Here is a 24166-nt window from a genome sequence, read left to right on the forward strand (position 1 = left end):
GCCGCTTACCCGCGCTCAGGCCGTTCGCACCCGGTGGGCGGCCACCACCGGTGCCGGTCGCCGAACGCCGAACGCCGGGTTGCGCAGCAGCCAGGCCAGGTACGCCGGGTGCGGTGCGAGGGCGTCGGTGTACGCCACCAGCGCCGTCTCCAGCACCAGGTCGGCCGTCCGGCCGGCGGCCGATTCCGGATGCCAGCCCAGCATCAGCCGCCAGCGCAGCGGCGTGCCGGTCAGCCGGCGGGTCACCAGACCGGCGACCGGGCGGAACGTGGCCTGGCACAGGGCGACCGCTTCGCCGGCGTCCACCAGGTCGATGCAGCTGCGCACGTCGGCCTCGTACACCTTGCGGGGGGTGAAGCCGGAGCGCGCGCAGGCGGCGGCGAAGCAGTCACCGAAGCAGCCGTCCCCCGGCGCCGCCACCCACTGCTCGTGCCGCAGGTCGGTCAGGTCCACCTCGTCCCGCGCGGCCAGCGGGTGGGTCTCCGGCAGCAGCACCATCACCGGGTCGACGGCGACCTCCCGCCAGCTCAGCCCGTAGTCCGCCGACGGCGTCGAGTCGCCGCAGACCCCGGTCAGCGCGTAGTCCAGCCGCCCGCCGGCGACCAGCTGGGCCAGCTCGTCGACCGACCAGGAGGCGTGCGTGCTGATCTGCGCCTGCGGCTGCTCGGCGGCGAGCCGGTGCACGAGCCGACCCAGGATCGGGCTGTTGACCCCGCCGAACCGGTACCGGCGGGGGGCGTCGCCCGCGCCGGCCAGCCGGGCCGCCTCGTCCTGTAGCCCCTTCATCGCCGGCAGCAGCACCCGCGCCCGGGCGAGCACCAGCTCGCCGAGGACGGTGGGTCGGGCACCGCGCCGGTCCCGTTCGAACAGCGGCCCGCCGAGGGTGCGTTCGATGCGCTGGAGCTGGGCGGTCAGCGCCGGCTGGGCCAGGCCGAGCGTCGAGGCCGCCTTGGTCACGCTCCCCGTCTCCGCGATGGCGCAGACCACCCTCAGGTGGCGCAACTCCAGATTCATAGCGTGACGGTAGGGCCACGGAGCGGCCGGCGGTAGTGCCCGGACGGATCAACGAGCATGAACATGTAGCGGGTCGGTCAGCGAGGTGGCGGCTCGGTCAGCTCGCCCAGCTGCGTGTGCCGGCCGGCGAGGACGTCCCGCACCTTGTCGACCACGCCCACCGCCGGCTCGACGATCCGGTTCCACGGCGGGGTGTGCGGGGCCGCCGGGTGCGGGCGGGTCGGCGCGGCCTCCTCGGCGATCTCCAGCCGGTTGCCGAGCCGGATCAGCTCCTCCTCGGTGGCGGCGTCGCACAGCCGCTGCACCAACGGGTCGACCGCCGTGGCGTGCGCCTCGAGCCGGGCCGCGACCTCGGCGAGGCCGTCGTCGGTCAACCCCTGCAGGGCCCGCAGCAGCGCCACGTCGCCGGCCACCGCCTCGTCGACCAGCGGGCCGGCGCCGGAGACGGCGTGGCGGACGGCGGGCAGGAGGTACTGCTCCTCGGCGGAGAGGTGCCGCGACAGCGCGGCGACCAGGACGTCCCGGCCGTGCTCCGGATCCGGCCCGGGCGCGATCAGCCGCCGGGTCAGCTCCAGCAGCTGCCGGTGCTCCTCGGCGATCAGGTCGGCGATGCTGCGCCCGCCGGGCCGGTAGCCGTCGGCGGGAGTGGGCGGCAGCGGCGGCAGATGGACGGACATGGTGCCCTCCTCGGCTGGCGGACGGCGCGGCGACATGGCATCGGATCGGGCGCGGCAGTACCCGCACCCGCCCGAACCGAAACTCTAGGCTGATATGAAGGCACGATGACGAGCGACGCCCACTCCGCCTTCCCCGCACCGACCGACGAGGTCGTCGAGCTGTGCCGGGATCTGCTGCGCATCGATACCACGAACACCGGCGACAACGCCACCAGCGCCGGGGAACGCGGCGCCGCCGAGTACGTCGCGGAGAAACTCGCCGACGTCGGCATCGCACCGGTGATCCACGAGTCCGCGCCCGGCCGGGCCAACGTGATCGCCCGGATCCCGGGCACCGACCCCGGACGGGGCGCGCTGCTGGTGCACGGGCACCTGGACGTCGTGCCCGCCGACGCCGACGAGTGGTCGGTGCACCCGTTCTCCGGCGAACTGCGCGACGGCTACCTGTGGGGCCGGGGCGCCATCGACATGAAGGACTTCGACGCGATGGTCCTGGCGGTGGTGCGGCACTGGCAGCGTACGGGGGTGCGCCCGCCGCGGGACATCGTGCTCGCGTACACCGCCGACGAGGAGGCGGGCAGCGAATACGGCGCGCACTTCCTGGCCACCCGGCACCGGGAGCTCTTCGACGGCTGCACCGAGGGCATCGGCGAGGTCGGTGGCTTCTCCTACACGGTGGACGAGTCGCGGCGGCTGTACCTGATCGAGACCGCGCAGAAGGGCATCGACTGGCTGCGGCTGCACGCCCGGGGCCGGCCCGGGCACGGCTCGATGCTGCACGACGACAACGCGGTCACGGCGGTGGCCGAGGCGGTGGCCCGGATCGGCCGGCACCGCTTCCCGGTGGTGGTCACCGACACCGTGCGCGCGTTCCTCGAGGAGGTCTCCGAGGTGCTCGGCATCGAGCTGGATCCGGAGGACCCGGAGACCGCCATCGCCAAGCTCGGCCCGATCGCCAACATCATCGGCGCCACCATCCGCAACACCGCCAACCCGACCCGCCTCGCCGCCGGCTACAAGGACAACGTCATCCCCGGCCGGGCCAGCGCCACCATCGACTGCCGCAGCCTGCCCGGGCAGTCGGAGCTGTTGGAGCGGCAGCTGCGCGAGCTGGTCGGCCCGGACATCGCCATCGAGTACGTGCAGCGGCAACCGGCGCTGGAGACCACCTTCGACGGTGATCTCGTCGCGGCGATGTCCGCCGCGCTGCGGGCCGAGGACCCGGGGGCGCGGCCGGTGCCGTACATGCTCTCCGGCGGCACCGACGCCAAGGCGTTCTCCCAGTTGGGCATCCGTTGCTTCGGGTTCGCGCCGCTGCGGCTGCCGGCCGACCTGAACTTCTCGGCGTTGTTCCACGGCATCGACGAGCGGGTTCCGGTGGACGGACTACAGTTCGGCGTGCGGGTTCTCGACCGGTTCCTGCGTACCTGCTAGCCAGCGTCCGGCTCGGACGCGACATCCTGGATTCTTCGTGAAGGGGACGCCTCACATGACCGACCAGCACGGTGAGCTGGACGCCGCCCTCGAGCGCGTGATCGAAGCGGCCCGCCACCACCTGGCCGCCGTCCGCGCCGCGCAGGGCCGGATCGACGACGACGACGTCTGGCAGGCGTACGTCGCGCTGAACAACGCGTCGTTCGCCTACGACGAGCAACTCATGGACGCCTTCGGCGAGGTCACCCCGTGGGATGTCGATTCGATCGACCCCGACGAGGCCGACCAGCGCTTCGCCGGTGCCGAGGCGGGCGAGTCGACCGACCCGTACCCGCAGGTGATCTCGGTACGCCAGCGGCGCGACTACCGCGTGCCCAGCGTCTCGGCGCTGATCCGGATCGCCGAGGCGGCCCGCCGCGAGGGCGTACCGGGCGACGAGGAGGTGCCGCCGGTGGAGGGTGTCGGCGAGGCGGTGCTCGAGCTGCTGCAGAGCGGCGACGGCTCGCTCGGCGCGCTCGACGTGCCGGAGCTGGATCCCCTCGACGGTGTGGTGATGGTCAGCGAGGTCGGTGCCTCGGTCGACCTGGAGTCGTTCGAGGACGACGACCCGGTGGGTCCGTTCCAGCCGGCGGCCGACGACCGGCTGGTCGGCCGCCTCGACGAGCACCCGTTCCTGGAGCTCGACGACGAGCACGACCACGCGCACTGACCGCGCGCGTGCTGTCGAGCTGAGAGCGCGGACGGCTCAGCTCGACAGCGCGGGCGAGGGGCACCGGCACCCCGCCCACCACCGGCCGCCGTTCAGTACGACAGGCCCGGCTGCGGCTGGCTGACCCGGCGGCGGCGCAGCACCACCTGGCGCGTGCCGTCGCGGAACAGCCGCACCCGGGCCAGCTCCCATCCGGAGAACTCCGCCTGGATCGCCAGCTGCGCCGCGGCGGTCAACCGGTCGACGTTCGGCGGCAACCGCAGCGGCGCGTATTCGTAGTCCATGGGGCCTATGCTGCCCAGCTCGACCCCTCGGGCGCCACCCTCCACCGGGTGATGCTCAGCCGTCCCGCTCGGGGTAGCCGACCTCCAGCGCGGACACGTCGTCCAACGCCGTGGTGATCTCCGCGGGCAGGGTCATCCGCTCCACCTGGAGCGCGCCGAGCAGCTGCCCGGAGGTGCGCGCGCCGAGGATCGGCGCGGTCACCCCCGGCCGGTCCCGGATCCAGGCCAGCGCCACCTCCAGCGGGGAGACGCCGAGGCCGCCGGCGGCGGTCGCCACCGCCTCCACGATGCTGGAGCAGCGCGGCTCCAGATAGGTGGCGACAAACCGCTCGAAATGCGGCGATACCGCCCGGGAGTCCGCCGGCCTGCCGTGCCGGTACTTGCCGGTCAGCACCCCACGGCCCAGCGGCGACCAGGGCAGCACGCCCAACCCGAGCGCCTCGCTGGCGGGCAGCACCTCCCGCTCCACCCCGCGCTCCAGCAACGAGTACTCCACCTGCGTGGCGACCACCGGTGACCGCCCCGGCCAGGCCGCCTGCCAGGCCGCCGCCCGGGCGGTCTGCCAACCGGAGAAGTTCGACACGCCGACGTAGCGCACCCGACCGCTGGCCACCGCGTGATCCAGCGCGGCCAGGGTCTCCTCCAGCGGGGTCTGCGGGTCGTAGCCGTGCACCTGGAACAGGTCGACGTGGTCGGTGCCCAGGCGGCGCAGCGAGGCGTCCAGCGTCCGCAGCAGGTGCCCCCGGGATCCGTCCCGGCGCCGGCCGTCACCCGGCCGCAGCCCCGCCTTCGTCGCGATCAGCAGGTCGTCGCGGGGCACCAGGGTGCCCAGCAGCGAGCCGATCACCGACTCGGCGTCGCCGTCGCCGTACACGTCGGCGGTGTCGATCAGGTTGCCGCCGGCGTCGAGATAGCTCTTCAGTTGCGCGGCCGCGTCGTCGGCGTCGGTGTCCCGGCCCCACGTCATGGTGCCGAGCGCGAGCCGGGAAACCGCCAGCCCGCTTCGGCCGAGCGGTCGCTGCTGCATGGGGTGAACCTTATTTCGAACAGGGCCGGACCGATATCCTCGCTCCCGTCAAGTCTGCCCGTCGGGCCCCGGACCGGCGACTCGGGTGAGCCGGTGATCGTCCCCGCCGCCGGCATTGCGTAACCTGATGCGACTGCGGATGGGGGAGGACTCTGTGCGACTCGGGCTAAGCCTCGGATACCAGACAGCGTGGAGCACGCCGGCCGACCACCTGGCCCTGGCTCAGGAGGCGGACCGGCTCGGCTACTCGGTGGTGTGGGCGGCGGAGGCGTACGGTTCCGACTCGCCGAGCATGCTCGCCTGGATGGCCGGCCAGACCGAGCGGATCGACATCGGCAGCGCGGTGATGCAGATCCCCGCCCGGACCCCCGCGATGACCGCGATGACCGCGGCCACCATCGACGCGCTCTCCGGCGGCCGGTTCCGGCTCGGCCTGGGCGTCTCCGGCCCGCAGGTCTCCGAGGGCTGGCACGGGGTGCGGTTCGGCAAGCCCCTGGCGCGCACCCGGGAGTACGTGGACATCGTGAAGCTGGCGGTGGCCCGCAAGGAGGTCGCCTACGACGGCGAGTTCTACCGGCTGCCGCTGCCCGACGGCCCCGGCAAGGCGCTGCGGCTGGGCTTCCACCCACCGCGCGACCACATCCCGATCTACCTGGCCGCGGTGGGCCCGAAGAACCTGGAGCTGGCCGGCGAGATCGCCGACGGCTGGCTGGCCGTCTTCTACGCCCCCGAGTTCGCCCAGGAACAGCTCTCGGCGGTACGCGCCGGGCGGGCCCGGGCCGGCAGGGAACTGACCGGCTTCGACGTGGTGCCGTCCGTGCCCGTCGTGGTGGGCGACGACCTGAACTCCTGCGCGGAGCTGGTCCGCTGGTACGCGGCCCTGTACGTCGGCGGGATGGGCAGCCGCCAGCAGAACTTCTACAACCAGCTGGCCACCCGGATGGGCTACGGCGACGCCGCCCGTGAGGTGCAGGAGCTCTACCTGGCCAAGCGGCAGCGCGACGCCGCCGCCGCGGTGCCGATGGAGTTCATCGACCGGACCTCGCTGATCGGCCCCAAGGAGCGCATCGCCGATCGGATGCGCGAGTACGCCGAGGCCGGCGTCACCACCCTCTCGGTGACCCTCTTCGCCGCCGACCGCGACACCGGCGTGCAGACCCTGCGCACCGTCGCCGAGGCGCTGGATCTCTCGGGAGTCGGGGAGTGACCTGGGTCGAAGCCATCGTCCTGGGCATCGTCCAGGGCCTGACCGAGTTCCTCCCGGTCAGCTCGTCGGGGCATCTGCGGATCACCTCGGCGATCTTCTTCGAACGTGACGCCGGGGCGTCCTTCACCGCGGTCACCCAGCTGGGCACCGAGGCGGCCGTCCTGCTCTACTTCGCCAAGGACATCTGGCGCATCGGCCGCACCTGGGTCCTCGGGATCTGGGACCGGTCGGTCCGCACCAGCCTCGACTACCGCATGGGCTGGTATGTGATCATCGGCTCGATCCCGATCGGCCTCTTCGGCTTCCTGTTCAAGGACCAGATCCGGGAGACCGCCCGCAACCTGTGGGTGGTGGCCACCACGCTGATCGTGTTCGCCTTCGTGCTCGCGTTCGCCGAGTTCTGGGGCCGACAGACCCGGACCCTGCGGGACTTCCGGATGCGCGACGGCGTGGTGATGGGCTTCGCCCAGGCGCTGGCGCTCATCCCCGGCGTGTCCCGTTCCGGGGCCACCCTCAGCTTCGGCCTGTTCCTGAACCTCACCCGGGAGACGGCGGCCCGCTACTCGTTCCTGCTGGCCATCCCCGCGGTGGTGATGTCCGGCGTGTTCAGCCTGGGCGACGTCTTCGCGCCGGCGGCGCCCGGCACCTCGGTACCCACCGTCGCGCAGATGGTCGTCGCCACCCTCATCGCGTTCGGCATCGGCTACGCGGCCATCGCCTGGCTGTTGCGCTATGTGGCGCACCACACCCTGTACGTCTTCGTGCTCTACCGGGTCGCGGTCGGCACTCTCGTCCTCGCCCTCCTGCTCACCGGCACCATCAGCGCCACCTGAGGTGTCGGCAGGGCGGGACGGGCCGAGGGCCTAGGGTGGTGCGGGTGGCGACACTTCTGCTCCTGCGGCACGGCCGCACCACCGCCAACGCCGACGGCGGCCTCGCCGGGCGGCAGCCGGTCGAGCTGGACGAGACCGGCCGGGCCCAGGCCACCGCCGTCGGTGAGCGGCTGCGGGCGGTGCCGCTGGCGGCCGTGGTGACCAGCCCGCTGATCCGCTGCCGGCAGACCCTGGAGCTGGCGCTGCCCCAGAGCGCGCCGGTGCCGGACGAGGGGTTGATCGAGTGCGGGTACGGCAGCTGGGAGGGGCAGCCGCTGAAGAAGCTGGCCAAGGAGCCGCTCTGGCCGGTGGTGCAGCAGCATCCCAGCGCGGCGGTCTTCCCGCAGGGGGAGGCGATGGCGCAGATGGCCACCCGGGCGGTCGCGGCGGTACGCGGCTGGGACGCCCGGCTGAGCGCCGAGCACGGCCCCGAGGCGGTCTGGCTGGCGTGCAGCCACGGCGATGTGATCAAGGCGATCGTGGCGGACGCGCTCGGCGTACACCTGGATCTCTTCCAACGGATCGTGGTGGACCCGGCGTCGGTGACCGTGATCCGCTACACCCCCCTGCGCCCGTTCCTGGTCCGCCTCAACGACGTCGGCGGTGACCTCGCCGGTGTGGCGCCGCCGCCGCGCCGACGGCGTCGGCGGGCCAGCCGGTCGGCGGACTCGGACGCCGCGGTCGGCGGTGGCGCGGGGGCGTCCCGGTGAGCGGCGCGATTCGGGTCGGTGGGGTGCACGGTGCCTGGGGCCGCCGGATAGGGTCGTGGGTATGACCCACCAGGTGCACGCCTTCGAGCCGCCGGAGCGGTTCGTCGCCGGGACCGTCGGGCCGCCGGGGGAGCGCACGTTCTTCCTCCAGGCGCGCGGCGGCGGCCGGCTGGTCAGCGTCGCACTGGAGAAGGTGCAGGTCTCCCTGCTCGCCGAGAAGCTGGAGGAGCTGCTCACCGAGGCGCAGCGCCGGTTCGGCGTGGAGCTGCCCGAGGCCCCCGCCTCGGTCGGTGACAACGACCCGCTGGAGACGCCGGTCGACGAGGAGTTCCGGGTCGGCACGCTGGGCCTGGCCTTCGACGCCGACACCGCGACCGTGGTGATCGAGGCGATCGCGGTCGGCGAGGCGGAGACCGAGATCGAGCTCGGCGAGTCGGAGGAGGAGCCCGACGACGTCGACGAGCCCGACGAGGATCTCGACCGACTCCGGGTCCGACTGACCCCCGAGGCGACGCGTGAGTTCATCGAGCGGGCCCGGCGGGTGGTCAACGCCGGCCGGCCGCCCTGCCCGCTCTGCGGCCAGCCGCTCGACCCGGCCGGCCACCTCTGCCCGCGGAACAACGGCTACCACCGGTGACCTCGTCCGGCCTGGCACCTCGCAAGGACGGGGGTGCCGCGCTGCGTCTGTTGCGCGACGGTGAGCTGGCCGTCGAGGGTCGGCTGGTGGACGCCTCGAACACGACCCTGCGTGGCGTGCTGACGCTGGGCGGGGCCTCGGCGCGGTGCGTCTACAAGCCGGTGCGCGGTGAGCGGCCGTTGTGGGACTTCCCGGACGGCACGCTGGCCGGCCGCGAGGTCGCCGCCTACCTGGTCTCCGTGGCCACCGGCTGGGACCTGGTGCCGCCGACGGTGCTGCGCGACGGCCCGTTCGGCCCGGGCTCGTGCCAGCTGTGGATCGACGAGCCGGCCGACGCCGCACCGCTGGTCGAGTTCGTGCCGGCCGACGCCGTACCGCCCCGGTGGTTTCCGGTCGCGGCGGCCCGCGACGACGACGGCACCCCGTACGCCCTGGCGCACGCCGACGACCCGCGGCTGGCCCGGCTCGCGGTGCTCGACGCGGTGATCAACAACGCGGACCGCAAGGGCGGCCACGTCCTGCTCGGCCCGGACGACCGGATCCACGGTGTCGACCACGGGGTGAGCTTCCACGTGGAGGAGAAGCTGCGGACGGTCCTGTGGGGTTGGGCCGGACGGCGGCTGCCGGCGGACGCGCTCGACGCGCTCGGCCGCCTGGCCGGCCAGGTCACAGGCCCGCTCGGCGAGGAACTGGCCGAGCACCTGACCCTCGGCGAGATCGCCGAACTGGCGGCCCGGATCGACCGGCTGTGCGAGCGGGGCCGGTTCCCGCAGCCCTCCCCGGACTGGCCGGCGATCCCGTGGCCGCCGATCTGAGCGTGTCGCGTTGATCACTCTCGGGCCGGGGCGACGCCGCGCGGCGGCTGGCTAGGCTGACGGTCATGGACTCTTGGGTGGGGCACGAGGTGCCGCGGCTGCCGGGCAGGGGCGCGCCGCTGAGGTTGTTCGACTCGGCGCGCCAGGGCGTGCACCCGACCGATCCGGATGGTCCGGCCACCATGTACGTCTGCGGCATCACCCCGTACGACGCCACCCACCTCGGGCACGCCGCCACCATGATCGCCTTCGACCTGGTGCAGCGGATGTGGCGCGACGCGGGCCACGAGGTCCGGTACGTGCAGAACGTCACCGACATCGACGACCCGCTGCTGGAACGGGCCGCGCGCGACCGGGAGGACTGGAAGGTCCTGGCGATGCGGGAGACGGCACTGTTCCGCGAGGACATGGAGGCGCTGCGGATCATCCCACCGGCACACTACGTCGGCGCCGTCGAGTCGATCCCGGACATCGTCGAGAAGGTGCTGGTGCTGCTCAAGGACGGTGCCGCGTACCGCCTGGAGGACGGGACGGGCGACGTCTACTTCGACATCTCGGCCGCGCCGCGGTTCGGCTACGAGTCCCAGCTCCCGCGTGCCCGGATGCGGGAGCTCTCCGCCGAGCGCGGTGGCGACCCGGACCGGGCCGGCAAGCGCGACCCGTTGGATCCGCTGCTGTGGCGCGGCGCCCGGGACGGCGAACCGTCCTGGCCCGGTGGTGACCTCGGGCCGGGTCGGCCGGGGTGGCACATCGAGTGCGCGGTGATCGCCCTCGGTCTGCTCGGCGCCACCGTCGACGTGCAGGGCGGCGGCAACGACCTGCTCTTCCCGCACCACGAGTGCTCCGCCGCGCACGTGGAGCGGCTGACCGGCGTGGCGCCGTTCGCCGGCCACTACGTGCACGCCGGCATGATCGGGCTGGACGGCGAGAAGATGTCCAAGTCCCGTGGCAACCTGGTCTTCGTCTCCCGGCTGCGCGCCGACAAGGTGGACCCGATGGCGGTCCGGTTGGCGCTGCTCTCCGGGCACTACCGCGCCGACCGGTCGTGGACCGACGACCTGCTGGTCACCGCGGAGCAGCGGCTGGACCGCTGGCGCCGGGCCGCCGCCGCGCCCGCCGGGCCGTCCGGGGAGGCGTTCCTGGCCGGCGTACGCGAGCGCCTCGCCGACGACCTGGACTCGCCCGGTGCCCTGCGGCTGGCCGACGAGTGGGCCGAGCGCACCCTCGCCGGCACCGCCGACGACCCCACCGCCCCACCCCTCTTCGCCACCACCCTGGACGCCCTCCTAGGCATCACCCTCTAACCTCCCCGCCCCGGCCAGTCAGCCGAGGATCAGGCCGGGGTCGGGGGTGGGGGGCTGGGTGGGGGCGGGGATGGGGTACTCCTCGGTGAGGGTGGTGACCGGGCCGGGCCAGGTGGCCTGGGCGACCTCGATGGGTTTGCGGTGCGGGTCGTACGCCACGTGCAGCAGGTGCAGCACCGGCGTGTCCGGCCGGATCTGGAGCGTCTCCGACTCCTCGCGGCTGGGTTGGCGGGCGGTGATGGTGTCGGTGGCGGTGGCGTACCGTCGCCCGGTGGCCTCCTCGGCCTCCTGGTAGAGCGGGCGGCCGAACGCCTCGGCCCGCTCCAGCGAGGTGCCGGCGGTGTCGGCGGGCAGGAACCAGGAGGCGCCCACCTCCACCGGCGAGTCCTCGGTGCGGACCAGATGACGGCGGCAGAGCAGCTCGGTGCCGTCGGGTACGCCGAACGCGTCGGCCACCTCGGGCGGCGCGGGGGAGCGGCCGACGGAGACGAGCTGCTGCCGGTACCGGGCCGCCAGGTCGGTGTGGTAGCCGCGGAAGCCGCCGTAGCGCCCCCGGGAGAGCCGGTTGAGCCGCCGCCGGGTGCCGCGTACGTACGTACCGGAGCCGGGCTTGGTGATCAGGACTCCCTCGACCCGCAGCTGGTCGACGGCGCGCTGCACGGTCTGCTTCGCCACGCCGAACATCTCGGCGATGGCCGGGATGGACGGCAGCCGCTCGCCCGGCGCCCAGTCGCCGCGCCGGACCTGGGCCCTCAGCTGCGCGGCGATCTGCCGGTGCGGGAACTCCGCCGCGCCCGGGTTGACCTGCATCCCCAACCTCCTCATCTCAGCTAGGTTCCTAGGATGCCGTACGCGGGGTGCGCGGCGCCACCCCGACACACATCGAGGCCCGCACGCACCGAGGCCCCGGGCGGTGCTGCCCGGGGCCTCTCTGGTTGACGTGGGGGAGGGTGTTACCAGGAACCGGCGGTCGGGCCGGCGGACCCGCCCCGGCGGCGGAGGTACTTCTCGAACTCCTGGGCGATCTCGTCCCCGGTCAACGGGGTGATCCCGGCGTCGCCGACGCGTTCCTCCAGCTCGCGGACGTACTCGCCCAGCTCGGCGTCCTGCTCGGCGGCGCTGCGGACCCGCTGCTCCCACTCGGCCGCCTCCTCGGCCAGGTCGGCCATGGGCACCGGCAGGTCGAGCACCTCCTCGACCCGGTGCAGCAGGGCGAGGGTCGCCTTCGGGCAGGGCGGGTTGTTGGCGTAGTGCGGGACGTGCACCCAGAAGGAGACGGCGTCGACCTCGGCGCGGGTGCAGGCGTCGTGCAGCACACCGACGATGCCGGTCGGCCCGTCGTAGCGGGTCGGGGTGAGCTGGTAGCGGCGCGCGGCGTCGGCGTCGGAGGCGCTGCCGCTGATCGGCAGCGGCCGAGTGTACGGCACGTCGGCGAGCAACGCGCCGAGCAGGACCACCCGCTCGACCTCCAGGCTGTGGCAGATCTCGAGCACCTGCTCACAGAAGGTACGCCAGCGCATGCTCGGCTCGATGCCGCGAATCAGCACCACGTCCCGCTCGGTGCCGGCGGGACTGGCGACGGTGAACCGGGTCGTGGGCCACTCCACCCGCCGGGTGGCGCCGTCGGACATGGCGATGGTGGGCCGGCTGACCTGGAAGTCGTAGAAGTCCTCCGGGTCCAACTCGGTGATGGGACGGGCCTCCCACACCTGTTCCAGGTGCTCGACGGCCGCGGTCGAGGCGTCGGCCGCGTCGTTCCACCCCTCGAAGGCGGCGATGGCCACCGGAGACCGCAGCACCGGCAGCCCGTCGAACTCGGTCACGCCGTCACCTCCTGCTCGTCACCGGCGGCACGGGGCCCGGCCCCGGTCGGCCGCCCGCGGTGCATGGTGGTGTCGCTGTAGTCCTTCACGTCAGCCAGCCTACGTGCCGCGCCGGGACGCGGCCCGTCGGCCGCGCCGGATAGGCCCGACGCCCCGCCCGATGTGTCCCACTGGCGCGCCGGCATCGCGGAACCAGCGCCGGCGTCGCGGGACCAGTGGGCCTGGTCAGCGGCATAGCGGACGAAAGCGTCCAACGTGATCCCGATGACACAATGCGGGATCCGGTGGCGGGCGGGGATGCGGACGCTGCGGGTCGCACTAGCCTGAGACCCGTGCGGACTTCGTTGCTCGATGCGCTGGCAGACCGGATCCTCATCGCCGACGGGGCGATGGGGACGATGCTCCAGGCCGCCGACCTGACCCTGGACGACTTCGACGGCCTTGAGGGCTGCAACGAGATCCTCAACGTCACCCGGCCCGAGGTCGTCCGCGGGGTGCACGAGGCGTACCTGGCGGCCGGCGCGGACTGCGTGGAGACAAACACCTTCGGCGCGAACCTCGCCAACCTGGCCGAGTACGACATCCAGCACCGGATCCGGGAGCTGTCCGAGGCCGGTGCCCGGATCGCCCGGGAGGCCGCCGACGCGTACGGCACGCCGGAGCGGCCCCGGTTCGTGCTCGGCTCGATCGGCCCCGGCACCAAGCTGCCCACGCTCGGCCACGCCGCGTACGCCACGCTGCGCGACGCGTACCGGGAGAACGCCGCGGGCCTGATCGAGGGCGGTGCGGACGCGCTGATCATCGAGACCTGCCAGGATCTGCTCCAGGTCAAGGCCGCCGTGGTCGGTGCGCACCGGGCGATGGCGGAGCTGGGCCGGAAGGTCCCGCTGATCTGCCACGTCACCGTCGAGACGACCGGCACCATGCTGCTGGGCAGCGAGATCGGTGCCGCGTTGACCGCGATCGAGCCGCTCGGCGTCGACCTCATCGGGCTGAACTGCGCCACCGGGCCGGCGGAGATGAGCGAGCACCTGCGCTACCTCTCCCAACACGCCCGGGTGCCGCTGTCGGTGATGCCCAACGCGGGCCTGCCGCAGCTCACCGCCGACGGCGCGGTCTACCCGCTGACCCCGGTGGAGCTGGCCGACGCGCTGGAGCGCTTCGTCACCGACTACGGCGTGGCGCTGATCGGTGGCTGTTGCGGCACCACCCCGGAACACATCGCGCTGCTCGCCGAGCGGTTGCACGGCGCGCGGGCGGGTGCCCGGGAGCCCCGCACCGACCCGGGTGTCTCCTCGATCTACCATCACGTGCCGTTCGCCCAGGATGCCAGCGTGCTGATGGTGGGGGAGCGGACCAACGCCAACGGTTCGAAGGCGTTCCGGGACGCGATGCTCGCCGCCGACTGGCAGTCCTGCGTGGAGATCGCCCGCAGCCAGGCCCGCGACGGCTCGCACCTGCTGGATCTCTGCGTCGACTACGTCGGCCGCGACGGCGGCACCGACATGCGCGAGCTGGCCGGCCGGTTCGCCACCGCCTCGACCCTGCCGATCATGTTGGACTCGACCGAGCCCGCGGTGGTCGAGGCCGGGTTGGAGATGCTCGGCGGGCGGTGCGTGGTCAACTCGGTGAACTTCGAGGACGGCGACGGGCCGGACTCCCGCTACGCCCGGGTGATGCCGGTGGTCGCCGAGCACGGCGCCGCCGTGGTCGCGCTGCTCATCGACGAGGAGGGCCAGGCCCGTACGGCGGAATGGAAGGTACGCGTCGCCGAGCGGCTGATCGGCGACCTCACCGGCCGGTGGGGGATGCGCCGGTCCGACATCCTCATCGACGCGCTGACCTTCCCGATCGCCACCGGGCAGGAGGAGACCCGCCGCGACGGCATCGAGACCATCGAGGCGATCCGGGAGATCGCCCGCCGCTGGCCGGGCGTGAACTTCACCCTGGGCATCTCGAACGTCTCCTTCGGGCTGAACCCGGCCGCCCGGCAGGTGCTCAACTCGGTCTTCCTGCACGAGTGCGTGCAGGCCGGGCTGACCTCGGCGATCGTGCACGCCAGCAAGATCCTGCCGATGTCGAAGATCCCGGACGAGCCGCGGGAGATCGCGCTCGACCTGATCTACGACCGCCGCCGCGACGGCTACGACCCGGTGCAGCGGTTCATCGAGGTCTTCGAGGGCGTCGACGCCGCCTCGGCGCGGGCCACCCGGGCCGAGGAGCTGGCCGCGCTGCCGCTCCACGAGCGGCTCAAGCGGCGGATCGTCGACGGCGAACGCAACGGCCTGGAGGCCGACCTGGAGGCGGCGATGGCCGCCGGCACGGCACCGCTGGCGATCATAAACGACATCCTGCTGGACGGCATGAAGGTCGTCGGTGAGCTGTTCGGCTCCGGGCAGATGCAGCTGCCGTTCGTGCTCCAGTCGGCCGAGGTGATGAAGACCGCGGTGGCGTACCTCGAACCGCACATGGAGAAGGCCGACGACGGCGGCAAGGGCAGAATCGTGCTCGCCACGGTCAAGGGTGACGTGCACGACATCGGCAAGAACCTGGTCGACATCATCCTGTCCAACAACGGCTACGAGGTGGTGAACATCGGCATCAAGCAGCCGATCTCCGCCATCCTCGACGCCGCCGAGCAGCACCGCGCCGACGCCATCGGCATGTCCGGCCTGCTGGTCAAGAGCACGGTCATCATGAAGGAGAACCTCGCCGAGATGGCCACGCGCGGGGTCGCGGAACGCTGGCCGGTCCTGCTCGGGGGCGCCGCGCTGACCCGGGCGTACGTCGAGGACGACCTGCGGTCGACGTTCCCCGGCCAGGTGCACTACGCCCGCGACGCCTTCGAGGGGCTGTCCCTGATGGACCGGGTGATGACCGCCAAGCGCGGCGGCGCACCGGTGGTCGACGCCGAGCGGGAGGCGGCCCTGGCGGCCCGGCGGGCCCGCCGGGAGCGGCAGCGTGCGGTGGTCGCCGAGTCGCTGCCGGAGCTGCACGACGCCTCGGTGCGCTCCGACGTGGCGGTGGACGTGCCGGTGCCGTCCGCGCCGTTCTTCGGCACCCGGGTGATCAAGGGGGTGCCGCTGGCCGACTACGCGGCACTGCTGGACGAGCGGGCCACCTTCATGGGGCAGTGGGGCCTGCGCGGTGCGCGCGGCGGCAAGGGCCCGTCCTACGAGGAACTGGTCGAGACCGAGGGCCGGCCGCGGTTGCGCTACTGGCTGGACCGCCTGATCGCCGACCAGGTGCTGGAGGCGGCCGTGGTGTACGGCTACTTCCCGGCGTACTCGGAGGGCAACGACCTGGTGGTGCTGGACGAGAACGGGAACGCCGAACGGGCCCGGTTCTCCTTCCCCCGGCAGCGGCAGGAGCGGCGGCTCTGCCTGGCCGACTTCTTCCGCCCGCGCGGCGAGGAGCTGGATGTGGTGGCGTTGCAGCTGGTCACCGTCGGCCAGCCGGTCAGCGAGTACGCGGCCAAGCTGTTCGCCCGCAACGAGTACCGCGACTACCTGGAGGTGCACGGGCTCTCCGTGCAGCTCACCGAGGCGCTCGCCGAGTACTGGCACCATCGGGTACGAGCCGAGCTGCGGCTGCCCGACGGCCGTACCGTCGCCGACGACGACCCGGCGGATCTGGCCGGCCTGCTGCGCACCGACTACCGGGGCTGCCGGTACGCGTTCGGCTATCCGGCCTGCCCCGACCTGGAGGACCGGGCGAAGATCGTGGAACTGCTCGGCGCCGACCGGATCGGGGTGGAGCTGTCGGAGGAGTTCCAGCTCATGCCCGAGCAGGCCACCGACGCCATCGTCGTCCACCACCCCGAGGCCAGCTACTTCAACGCCAAGTAGTCACCGCAGGTGCCGTGCGGCCAGCGGATACTCCACCTGCTCGCCGCCGGCTCCCTGTTGGCCTGCCCACTCGCCCCGCCCCCGCCGACAGCGGCCATCAGGTAGGGAGTGACCGTCGAAGACTTCGCCTGCGCCGCAGGTAGGCTTCTATGTTGCTCCGCTTACTAGTTAGCGTTACTGTCTAGCTGTGGAGAGCGAATCCTGGCCGGCGGAGTGGCTGCGGGGGGTGCTCGGGGTGTGCGTCCTGCGGGTCCTGCTGGACGGCCCGACCTACGGCTACGCCATCTCGACGCGGCTGGAGTCGGCCGGCCTGGGGCCACTCAAGGGCGGGACGCTCTATCCACTGCTCAACCGGCTGGAACAGGCCGGGTGGGTGGGGGTCGAGTGGCGTCCCGGTGAGGGTGGGCCGGGCCGCAAGTACTTCGCCCTGACCGAGTCGGGTCGGCGTGAGGCGCACGCTCAGGTGCGGCGCTGGGCCCGGTTCGCCCAGATCACCACCACGCTGACCAGTGCCGACGGCACCGCGAACGTCCTCGGTGAGCCCGTCAGGGCGCAGGAAGGATGACCATGAACGCCACCCCTGCGCCCACACCGGCGCCGTCCGACCGGCCGTCCGACATCTCGTTGACCACACCGCACGTCGACCGGGCCTGGCGGGAGGACTTCGTCGTCGAACTGCGGCTCGCCGACGTGCCCGGTGACCGGATCGGTGACGCGCTGGCCACAGTGGACGCCCACTGTGCCGATTCGGGGCAGAGCGCTGCCGAGGCCTTCGGCGACCCGGTCGCGTACGCGCGCGCGGTGCGGGGCAACGGCTCTGGTCACGGCACCGCGCTGCGGCCCCGGACGGTGGTGGGTCTGCTGCTCGGATTGGCGGGGCTGATCGCCGTGCCACGGGCCGTCGACGCCTGGGCCGAGGCTACTGCGGTCGTGGTCAGTGGAGGTGACCTCGTGGCGCTCGGCCTGTGTGTTGGCGCCGTGATACTGCTGCTGGCACGTCCGACGCCGATCCTGCGGCAGGTGTTCCGTCGCCGTTCGCTGGCCTTCGTGCTGCCCTTCGGCCTGCTGACCGTCTTCCTCCTGCCGCAGGCGCTCTGGCGCGAGCCGGTCGCCCAGTCCGCGTGGCCTCTGCCCGCTGCGGTGGGCGTGGTCGCGTTGATCCTGCAGGTGGTGCTGACCTGGCCCGCGTTGACCGAATCCGATCCGATCCGCGACCCGCGGGTGTCCACTCCGTCCCGTCCGCAGATCGAGTGGGCGTTGGCCTTCCTGTTCCCCTTCCTGACCATGATCATGCTCGGCGTCGACGCGGTCTTCCGCCTGCTGGCCTGAAGGCGGGCGGGCGGGCTCACGTCTCGGCTGAACTCGGGTCTGACCCGGGCTTCGAGGGGCCGGCCAACCCGGCGGCTTGCGCGCGAGCCCGCTCCAGGATGAGGTCGGCCTCCGCGCGGGCCGCCGACCGGATGCCCTCGGATTCCCGCTTCGCCGCGGTCCGATGGTCGTCGGCCTGCTCCTCGGCCAGGCGGAGAATGCCCTCGACCCGGGTACCCAGCCCGGAGAGGGTGGGCCCTTCCTGGGCCGGCTGGGCCGATACGTCCGCGGCGAGCGTGGTGGGCGCGAAGTTGCGGAGGAGACCTCCGACACCCAGCGCGACGGCGACGATGCCGAGCATGACGGCGGCTTGGCCGAGGAAGGCGCCGCCGACGGCACCGATGCCGAGCCCGATCATCAGCGCTGGGGGTGACACGGTTGGCGGTCTCATGCATTCTCCCCGGTGCTGCGCGGGCCGATCGTCTGATCTGGATCTACATTCGACCACGGCTTGCGGCTACTCGGGGCATCCCGCCGGTGGGAGGGCCCCACTTGCCGCATGTCGCGGCTGAACGTGGCTGAATGCGGCCGGGCGCGACCGCAGGGCAGCCGGGGCCTCGGGGCGGCGAAATGTACGGACTCCGCGCTAGTCTCCGGCACTATGGATGAGCTTGAGTACTACCGGCGTCACAGCGCGTTGACCGACCCGGGATCCAAGCGACACCTGTTCAGCGGCCTGCCGGCCGATGTTGCCGGCATGGCGAAGGTGATCGGCGGAGTGCTGATACACCGCGACTGCACCGAGCTGTTCGGGTTCGCCCTTCCCGAGCAGCGCCGCGACGAGGCGAACACCCGGTACGTCGAGGCGATCCTCACCTATCTCGGCACGCTGGACGAGCGCCGGCCCGAGGATCGCTTCGCCGGCACGTGCCGCGACTTCACCGTCCTGCTCTGCGCGATGCTGCGCGAGGCCGGCATCCCGGCCCGGGCCCGGGCCGGCTTCGCCGGCTACTTCACCGACGGCTTCTTCGAGGACCACTGGGTGGTCGAGGTCTGGCACCACGACCGTGGCTGGTATCTGGTCGACGCCCAGATCGCCAGCGCCCCCGCTGGCACCTACACCGACGCGGACGTCGACCCGCTGGACGTGCCCCGGGACGCGTTCGTCGTCGGTGGCCAGGCGTGGCAGGAGGGCCGGACCGGCACGCGCGATCTGGGCAGCATCGGCTTCAGCGGAGCGGGCCTGACCGGCATGTGGGAGATCCAGGGCAACGCGCTCCGCGATCTCGCCGCCCTGAACCGGGTCGAGACGCTGCCCTGGGACTCGTGGGGCTCATCGGCGTCCACTACGACCAGCTGGATTCCGCCGACGTCACGCTGCTTGACGAGGTCGCCGCGGTCAGCGCGGCCAGCGGCCCCTTGCCACGGGCCGCGAACACCTACCGCAGCGACCCGCGCCTGCCGGCACCGGCCCCGCTCACCGGCGGCGGCCGACCCGGGCGTTAGGCCGCGCTTCATAAGACCGTGCCCGGCTGTGCCGGACCGCCACCCGGACCGCCACCCGGACCGCCACCCGGGCCTCGGCTCGCTCGGGCGAGCCTGTGAACGCGGCCTCGCCTCCGGGCGGGTCTATGGCCCGTTCCGGCGGGCGGCTTCCGCCTCCACGCGGATGCCGGCGAGGAGCAGGCCGAGGCCGTACGCGAACTGTTCGGCGGAGCCGACGACGGGCAACTCCTCGCCGGGCAGGGAGTCGGGCAGGGAGTCGGGCGGCGAACCAGACAGCGAACCGGGCGGTGAACCCGGGGATGAGTCGGGCAGCGCGCTGATCACCTGGCTCACCTGACTCCAGCGTGCGTCCCGCTGCCCGGCGCGTACCGCCATGGCGAGCGCCGCGGCGACGTACGCGATCAGGGCCTGCGCGGCCCTGACCGCTGCCGGCCGGGGCAGCCCGGCGTCGAGCAGGGCCGCGAAGATGGCGGCGCCGAGCCGCCTGCCGTGCGGGCCCAGCGGTGGCCGGGCGGCCACGTGCGCCGCCGCGCCGGGGTGGCGTAACGCGGCCTCGCGGATGGCGGTCGCGACGTGGCGTAGCCGCTCCTCCCAGCCGGCGCGCGGGTCCGGGGCGGTGACGTCGGCCAGGGCGAGATCGGCGACGGCGTCCAGGAGTGCCTCGCGATCGGCGAAGTGGCGGTAGAGCGCCATCGGATCGCAGCCGAGTTCGGCGGCGATGCGGCGCATCGTCATCGCCGGACCGCCCTCCCGATCGCCGACCGCGAGGGCCGCTTCTGCGATACGCGGCGGCGTCAAGGGTCGCGACCTGGGCATGGGCACATGATGCCGTATCCCGGCGCCATGTCTACTGCGTAGACGTCGGGCGTTGCCATGTCTACGCTGTAGACATTGGTCGCCCGGGGGTCCGGGCGTGGACGTGAGGGGTTTCCGATGACTGTCGTCACGCTGGGGCGGGTGGGCGCGGTCGCGCTCAGCGCCGGCACCTTCCTTTTCCTGTTCCTGAACGACTCCTGGCGCCGGGACAACCTCTTCCTGGTGCCGGATCTGATCCTGTGCGTCCTGCTGGTGGTGGCGGCGTCGCTGCCGGCGAGGCACGCGGTGCCGGCCCTGCTGTTCGGGTTCGGGCTCACCGCCGGGGTGCTGGTGACGTCGGTGTCGTCGTACGCCGTCTCCGGTCGGCTCGGCCTGGCCAGCCTGGTCGGCGCCGTCGCCGCCGTGGCCCTGGCCGGCGCCCTGACCGGGCCGCACCGACGCGGCAGGGCGTGAACCAGCCGCGCCGTCCGGTCCCCGTTGGGCGAAACCCGGATCGTCAGCACGACGGGGCTCGTTCCGCCGTTACGTGGTGCGGGAGGAGCCGAGGCGTGCGCGGAGCGCGGCGGTGACCTCGCCGACCGCGGCGAGCTGCTCCGGGGTGAGCGCCTCGACGAAGAGTTCACGGACGGCGCCCAGGTGGGGGACGGTGGCGCCGTGGAACGCCTCGGCGCCGGTCGGGGTGAGTATGACCTCGGCACCCCGGCTGTCGTCGGCGGGTTCCGCACGGCGGATGAGCGCGCGCCGCTCCATCCGGCCGAGGTGGTGGGAGAGGCGGCTGCGGGTCCAGTCGATGGCGTCGGCGAGTTGGGAGGAGCGCACTCGCTGCTCCGGCGCCTCGCTGAGGGCGAGCAGCACCCGGTAGTCGCCGGGCGACAGCGAGCAGTCGCGCTGGAGGCGGGTGGACAGCTCGTGCTGGAGCGTCTCCGCTGTCTCGACGAAGTCGCGCCAGATCCGTAGTTCTTCCCTGGTGGGCAGGTGACGTCCCCGCCGCCGCTGCGGTGGTGTGTCCCTCGTCATGCAGCACTCCCGATTGACGCGTCAATTACTTGAAGCATAATTGACGTGTCAATCGCCTGTGGCAACGGCGGCGCGAGGTGCCTGGCCGGACCGCAGCAGGAGGGGATCACGGCGACCGAAGCCTTTGAACTGGAACTCGGTCGCGGGGTCGCCCCGCGGCTGAAGGAACTACTCACGATGGAGCCCTCCCATGTCTGATCTCCTGTTCGGCCTCGACACCTTCGGCGACGTGCCCGAGGACGACTCCGGTGCGCTCGTCTCCCACGCCGCCGCCATCCGGCAGGTCGTCGACGAGGCGGTGCTGGCGGACGACCTCGGCGTCGACGTCATCGCCCTCGGCGAACACCACCGGCCGGAGTACTCGGTGTCGACGCCCGAGACCGTGCTCGCCGGGATCGCCACGCGTACCTCGCGCATCCGGCTCGCCTCGGGGGTGACCGTGCTGAGTTCGGACGACCCGGTCCGGGTGTTCCAGCGCTTCGCCACGGTGGACGCGCTCTCGCACGGTCGAGCCGAGGTCATCCTCGGCCGGGGGTCGTTCACCGAGTCCTTCCCGCTGTTCGGCTACGACCTACGCGACTACGACGTGCTGTTCGAGGAGAAAATCGATCTCTTCGTGAAGCTGCTCGACGAACAGCCGGTCACCTGGAAGGGCACCATGCGTGCCCCGCTGGAGCAGGCCGACGTCTTCCCCAAGACGGAGTCGGGACGCCTGGCCACCTGGGTCGGGGTGGGCGGTTCGCCGCAGTCGGTGGTCCGCACCGCCCGCTACGGCCTGCCCCTCATGCTCGCCATCATCGGCGGCGCGCCCGAGCGCTTCGCCCCCTACGTCGAGCTGTACCGGCGCGCCGCGGCGCAGCTCGGCACGACCGCGCACCCGGTCGGGATGCACTCGCCGGGCTTCATCGCCGACACCGACGAGGAGGCCAGGGAGGTGTTCTGGCCGCGCTACCGGGTGCTGCGTGACCGGATCGGCGCGCTGCGCGGCTGGGCACCGATCCGCCGCGCGGAGTTCGACGCCGAGATCGAGCACGGGTCCCTCTACGTCGGCTCTCCGGAGACCGTCGCCCGCCGGATCGCCCGGGCGGTCGGCAGCCTCGGCGTCGGCCGGTTCGACCTCATCTACACGGCGGGGACGCAGCCGATCAGCGCCCGGCTGCGCGCCGTGGAACTCTACGGATCGCGGGTCATCCCGATGGTCCGTGACATTCTCGCCAGCTCACCCGGCACCGAAGGCGGAACACCGACATGAACGACATCACCCGGAACGGGCCGCGAGCCACCCTCGGGATCCTCGGCGCCGGCAAGGTAGGCACCGTACTCGCCCGCCTCGCGGTCGCCGCCGGTCACCCGGTGTTCATCGCCGGCTCCGGCGATCCTGCCACGATCGCCCTCACCGTCGAGGTGCTCACGCCCGGAGCGGTCGCCACGACCGCCGCCGACGCCGCGAGCCGCGCCGACATCGTGATCCTCGCCCTCCCGCTGGGCAGGTACCGCACGATCCCCGCCGAGGCGTTGCGCGGCAAGCTCGTCGTCGACGCGATGAACTACTGGTGGGAGGTCGACGGCATCCGGGACGACCTGACCGACCCGCTCACCTCGTCGAGCGAGATCGTCCAGGCGTTCCTGCCCGACTCGCGTGTCGTGAAGGCGTTCAACCACATGGGCTACCACGATCTCGAGGACGAGGCGCGGCCGGCCGGCCCGCCTGGCCGTAAGGCCATCGCGATCGTCGGCGACGACCCCGCGGACCTTGCCACCGTCGCCTCCCTCGTCGACGATCTCGGCTTCGACGCGGTCGTCGCGGGCCCGCTCGCCGAGGGCATCCGCCTGCAACCCGGCGCCGAACTCTTCGGCGCCGACCTGGGCGCCGAAGAGGTGCGGGCCCTGCTCGACCGCTTTCCCGGCTCGGCGCACGGCCAGGCCATCGCCCAGGCCCGGGCCGAGAGATCCGCAGAAGCCGGCCGTACGCGAGCACCCAGCCAGCGACGATGACCCGTAGGGATCCTGGGCGGTTGGCCGTTCATGATCATTGAGGCTGGCAAGATGTAGATCATGCTCGCGTTGCGCCGCACCATGACCACCTGGACCGTCTCCATCCCGATCGCCGCCCTCCTGGTGCTGGGGCTGACCTGGAACCAGAAGCTCAGCGGGGTCATGGTGATCGTGGTCGGCGCGTTCCTGGCCGGCGCGGTGCTGGCGGCCGTCCACCACGCCGAGGTGGTCGCGCACAAGGTCGGCGAGCCGTACGGATCGCTGGTGCTCGCGGTGGCGGTCACCGTCATCGAGGTGGCGCTGATCGTGACGCTGATGATCAGCGGCGGGGAGAAGACACAGTCCCTCGCGCGGGACACCGTCTTCGCCGCCGTTATGATCACCTGCAACGGCATCCTCGGTCTGTCGCTGCTCATCGGCGCGCTGCGCCGCCGGCTGGCCGTGTTCAACCCGGAGGGCACCGGCGGCGCGCTGGCCACCGTGGCCACGCTCGCGACGCTGAGCCTGGTGGTGCCGACGTTCACCATCGGGCGGGCCGGCCCGGAGTTCAGCCCGGCCCAGCTGACCTTCGCCGCGGTGGTGTCGCTGGCCCTGTACGCCCTGTTCGTGATGGTGCAGACCGGCCGGCACCGCGACTACTTCCTGCCCGTGGGCAGCGAGGGGGAGACCCTGCCGGAGGAGGCGCACGCCGCGCCGCCGTCGACCCGGCGGGCCCTGGTCAGCCTCGGGCTGCTGCTGGTCGCCCTGGTGGCCGTGGTGGGCGACGCCAAGTCGGTGTCACCGGCGATCGAGGCGGGCGTCGCCGCGGTGAACCTGCCCCCGGCGTTCGTCGGTGTGATCATCGCGTTGCTGGTGCTGCTGCCGGAAACGCTCGCCGCGGCCCGCGCCGCCCGGCGCGACCGGGTGCAGATCAGCCTGAACCTCTCCCTCGGCTCGGCGATGGCCAGCATCGGCCTGACCATTCCGGCGATCGCGATCGCCTCGATCTGGCTGGGCGGCCCGCTGCTGCTCGGCCTCGGCGGCACCCAGGTGACCCTGCTCGCGCTGACCGTGGTCACCGGTGTGCTGACCGTCGTGCCGGGCCGCGCCACCCTGTTGCAGGGCGGCGTGCACCTGGTGCTCTTCGCCGCCTTCGTCTTCCTCGCGGCGAGCCCTTGACCGGC

At 72.6% G+C, this 24166-nt stretch carries 23 protein-coding genes and 2 pseudogenes; 16 read left to right on the forward strand and 9 right to left on the reverse strand.

The features are described 5' to 3' along the window. Nucleotides 1-15: 15 nt before the first annotated feature. Both O7615_RS26420 and O7615_RS26425 read right to left on the reverse strand, forming a co-directional pair. Nucleotides 16-1014: a LysR family transcriptional regulator gene (locus O7615_RS26420; RefSeq protein WP_278180487.1), complete on the reverse strand. Its 999-nt coding sequence runs from the start codon at nucleotides 1012-1014 to the stop codon at nucleotides 16-18. A 77-nt stretch (nucleotides 1015-1091) separates the two neighbouring features. After that, nucleotides 1092-1691: a hemerythrin domain-containing protein gene (locus O7615_RS26425; protein ID WP_278180488.1), complete on the reverse strand. Its 600-nt coding sequence runs from the start codon at nucleotides 1689-1691 to the stop codon at nucleotides 1092-1094. A 105-nt stretch (nucleotides 1692-1796) separates the two neighbouring features. Between O7615_RS26425 and O7615_RS26430 the strand changes: the two genes are divergently transcribed. Next, complete coding sequence (locus O7615_RS26430) at nucleotides 1797-3125, forward strand: M20/M25/M40 family metallo-hydrolase (RefSeq protein ID WP_278180489.1); 1329 nt, start codon at nucleotides 1797-1799, stop codon at nucleotides 3123-3125. Between the two features lie 55 nt (nucleotides 3126-3180). After that, entirely contained in the window at nucleotides 3181-3834 is a 654-nt protein-coding gene (locus O7615_RS26435; protein WP_278180490.1) for a hypothetical protein, read from the forward strand. Between the two features lie 92 nt (nucleotides 3835-3926). On the opposite strand, the gene O7615_RS26440 is transcribed toward O7615_RS26435, so the two are convergent. Together O7615_RS26440 and O7615_RS26445 are read right to left on the reverse strand one after the other, a co-directional pair. Further along, on the reverse strand, nucleotides 3927-4118 hold the full coding sequence (locus O7615_RS26440; protein ID WP_278180491.1) for a DUF5703 family protein: 192 nt from the start codon (nucleotides 4116-4118) through the stop codon (nucleotides 3927-3929). Between the two features lie 55 nt (nucleotides 4119-4173). Next, entirely contained in the window at nucleotides 4174-5145 is a 972-nt protein-coding gene (locus O7615_RS26445) for an aldo/keto reductase (RefSeq protein ID WP_278180492.1), read from the reverse strand. A gap of 154 nt (nucleotides 5146-5299) precedes the next feature. Between O7615_RS26445 and O7615_RS26450 the strand changes: the two genes are divergently transcribed. From O7615_RS26450 to mshC, 6 genes are all read left to right on the forward strand, one after another. Then, complete coding sequence (locus tag O7615_RS26450) at nucleotides 5300-6352, forward strand: LLM class F420-dependent oxidoreductase (protein WP_278180493.1); 1053 nt, start codon at nucleotides 5300-5302, stop codon at nucleotides 6350-6352. Next, nucleotides 6349-7185 carry an undecaprenyl-diphosphate phosphatase gene (locus O7615_RS26455; protein WP_278180494.1) on the forward strand — a complete coding sequence of 279 codons (837 nt, stop codon included), beginning with the start codon at nucleotides 6349-6351 and terminating at the stop codon, nucleotides 7183-7185. Before O7615_RS26450 ends, O7615_RS26455 begins: the two co-directional genes overlap by 4 nt. A 35-nt stretch (nucleotides 7186-7220) precedes the next feature. Next, nucleotides 7221-7934 (forward strand): histidine phosphatase family protein, encoded by a 714-nt coding sequence (locus O7615_RS26460; protein ID WP_278180495.1) that lies wholly within the window; start codon nucleotides 7221-7223, stop codon nucleotides 7932-7934. A 61-nt stretch (nucleotides 7935-7995) separates the two neighbouring features. Continuing rightward, nucleotides 7996-8571 carry a DUF3090 domain-containing protein gene (locus O7615_RS26465; RefSeq protein WP_278180496.1) on the forward strand — a complete coding sequence of 192 codons (576 nt, stop codon included), beginning with the start codon at nucleotides 7996-7998 and terminating at the stop codon, nucleotides 8569-8571. Further along, the gene (locus O7615_RS26470) at nucleotides 8568-9386 is read left to right on the forward strand and encodes an SCO1664 family protein (RefSeq protein WP_278180497.1); all 819 of its coding nucleotides are present in this window, start codon (nucleotides 8568-8570) and stop codon (nucleotides 9384-9386) included. Before O7615_RS26465 ends, O7615_RS26470 begins: the two co-directional genes overlap by 4 nt. A 65-nt stretch (nucleotides 9387-9451) precedes the next feature. Beyond that, complete coding sequence (gene mshC / locus O7615_RS26475) at nucleotides 9452-10690, forward strand: cysteine--1-D-myo-inosityl 2-amino-2-deoxy-alpha-D-glucopyranoside ligase (protein WP_278180498.1); 1239 nt, start codon at nucleotides 9452-9454, stop codon at nucleotides 10688-10690. Between the two features lie 18 nt (nucleotides 10691-10708). Here mshC and O7615_RS26480 read toward each other — a convergent pair whose 3' ends face one another. Together O7615_RS26480 and O7615_RS26485 are read right to left on the reverse strand one after the other, a co-directional pair. Beyond that, nucleotides 10709-11500, reverse strand: coding sequence for a GntR family transcriptional regulator (locus O7615_RS26480; protein WP_278180499.1), 792 nt, complete (start codon nucleotides 11498-11500; stop codon nucleotides 10709-10711). Between the two features lie 143 nt (nucleotides 11501-11643). Next, nucleotides 11644-12513, reverse strand: coding sequence for a PAC2 family protein (locus O7615_RS26485; RefSeq protein WP_278180500.1), 870 nt, complete (start codon nucleotides 12511-12513; stop codon nucleotides 11644-11646). Nucleotides 12514-12845: 332 nt separating this feature from the next. On the opposite strand from O7615_RS26485, the gene metH reads away from it, so the two are divergent. The 3 genes from metH to O7615_RS26500 all read left to right on the forward strand — a co-directional run bounded on the left by metH (nucleotide 12846) and on the right by O7615_RS26500 (nucleotide 17690). Beyond that, complete coding sequence (metH, locus tag O7615_RS26490) at nucleotides 12846-16361, forward strand: methionine synthase (RefSeq protein WP_278180501.1); 3516 nt, start codon at nucleotides 12846-12848, stop codon at nucleotides 16359-16361. Nucleotides 16362-16548: 187 nt separating this feature from the next. Continuing rightward, nucleotides 16549-16926, forward strand: coding sequence for a PadR family transcriptional regulator (locus O7615_RS26495; RefSeq protein WP_278180502.1), 378 nt, complete (start codon nucleotides 16549-16551; stop codon nucleotides 16924-16926). A 2-nt stretch (nucleotides 16927-16928) separates the two neighbouring features. Next, nucleotides 16929-17690, forward strand: coding sequence for a hypothetical protein (locus O7615_RS26500; RefSeq protein ID WP_278180503.1), 762 nt, complete (start codon nucleotides 16929-16931; stop codon nucleotides 17688-17690). Between the two features lie 64 nt (nucleotides 17691-17754). Here O7615_RS26500 and O7615_RS26505 read toward each other — a convergent pair. Next, a pseudogene (locus O7615_RS26505) lies at nucleotides 17755-17925 on the reverse strand (cell division protein DivIVA); the annotation flags it as partial. A gap of 501 nt (nucleotides 17926-18426) precedes the next feature. Between O7615_RS26505 and O7615_RS26510 the strand changes: the two are divergent. After that, a pseudogene (locus O7615_RS26510) lies at nucleotides 18427-18747 on the forward strand (transglutaminase-like domain-containing protein); the annotation flags it as partial. A 551-nt stretch (nucleotides 18748-19298) separates the two neighbouring features. On the opposite strand, the gene O7615_RS26515 reads toward O7615_RS26510, so the two are convergent. Further along, entirely contained in the window at nucleotides 19299-19991 is a 693-nt protein-coding gene (locus O7615_RS26515; protein WP_278180504.1) for a TetR/AcrR family transcriptional regulator C-terminal domain-containing protein, read from the reverse strand. Between the two features lie 117 nt (nucleotides 19992-20108). Here O7615_RS26515 and O7615_RS26520 point away from each other — a divergent pair, with 117 nt between their 5' ends. Next, nucleotides 20109-20444, forward strand: a complete 336-nt coding sequence (locus O7615_RS26520) for a hypothetical protein (protein WP_278180505.1) — start codon at nucleotides 20109-20111, stop codon at nucleotides 20442-20444. A 69-nt stretch (nucleotides 20445-20513) separates the two neighbouring features. On the opposite strand, the gene O7615_RS26525 is transcribed toward O7615_RS26520, so the two are convergent. Continuing rightward, nucleotides 20514-21008 (reverse strand): MarR family winged helix-turn-helix transcriptional regulator, encoded by a 495-nt coding sequence (locus O7615_RS26525; protein ID WP_278180506.1) that lies wholly within the window; start codon nucleotides 21006-21008, stop codon nucleotides 20514-20516. A 190-nt stretch (nucleotides 21009-21198) separates the two neighbouring features. Here O7615_RS26525 and O7615_RS26530 point away from each other — a divergent pair, with 190 nt between their 5' ends. From O7615_RS26530 to O7615_RS26540, 3 genes are read left to right on the forward strand one after another with little or no spacing between them, the layout of a single operon-like run. After that, nucleotides 21199-22260, forward strand: coding sequence for an LLM class flavin-dependent oxidoreductase (locus tag O7615_RS26530; RefSeq protein ID WP_278180507.1), 1062 nt, complete (start codon nucleotides 21199-21201; stop codon nucleotides 22258-22260). Continuing rightward, a complete protein-coding gene (locus O7615_RS26535; RefSeq protein WP_278180508.1) occupies nucleotides 22257-23003 on the forward strand; it encodes an NAD(P)-binding domain-containing protein in 747 nt (248 codons plus the stop codon). The genes O7615_RS26530 and O7615_RS26535 overlap by 4 nt, the downstream gene beginning before the upstream one ends. A 60-nt stretch (nucleotides 23004-23063) precedes the next feature. Next, nucleotides 23064-24161, forward strand: coding sequence for an ionic transporter y4hA (locus tag O7615_RS26540; protein ID WP_278180509.1), 1098 nt, complete (start codon nucleotides 23064-23066; stop codon nucleotides 24159-24161). The last annotated feature ends 5 nt before the right edge of the window (nucleotides 24162-24166 follow it).

Source organism: Micromonospora sp. WMMD1082 (genome assembly GCF_029626175.1).
Lineage (GTDB): Bacteria > Actinomycetota > Actinomycetes > Mycobacteriales > Micromonosporaceae > Micromonospora.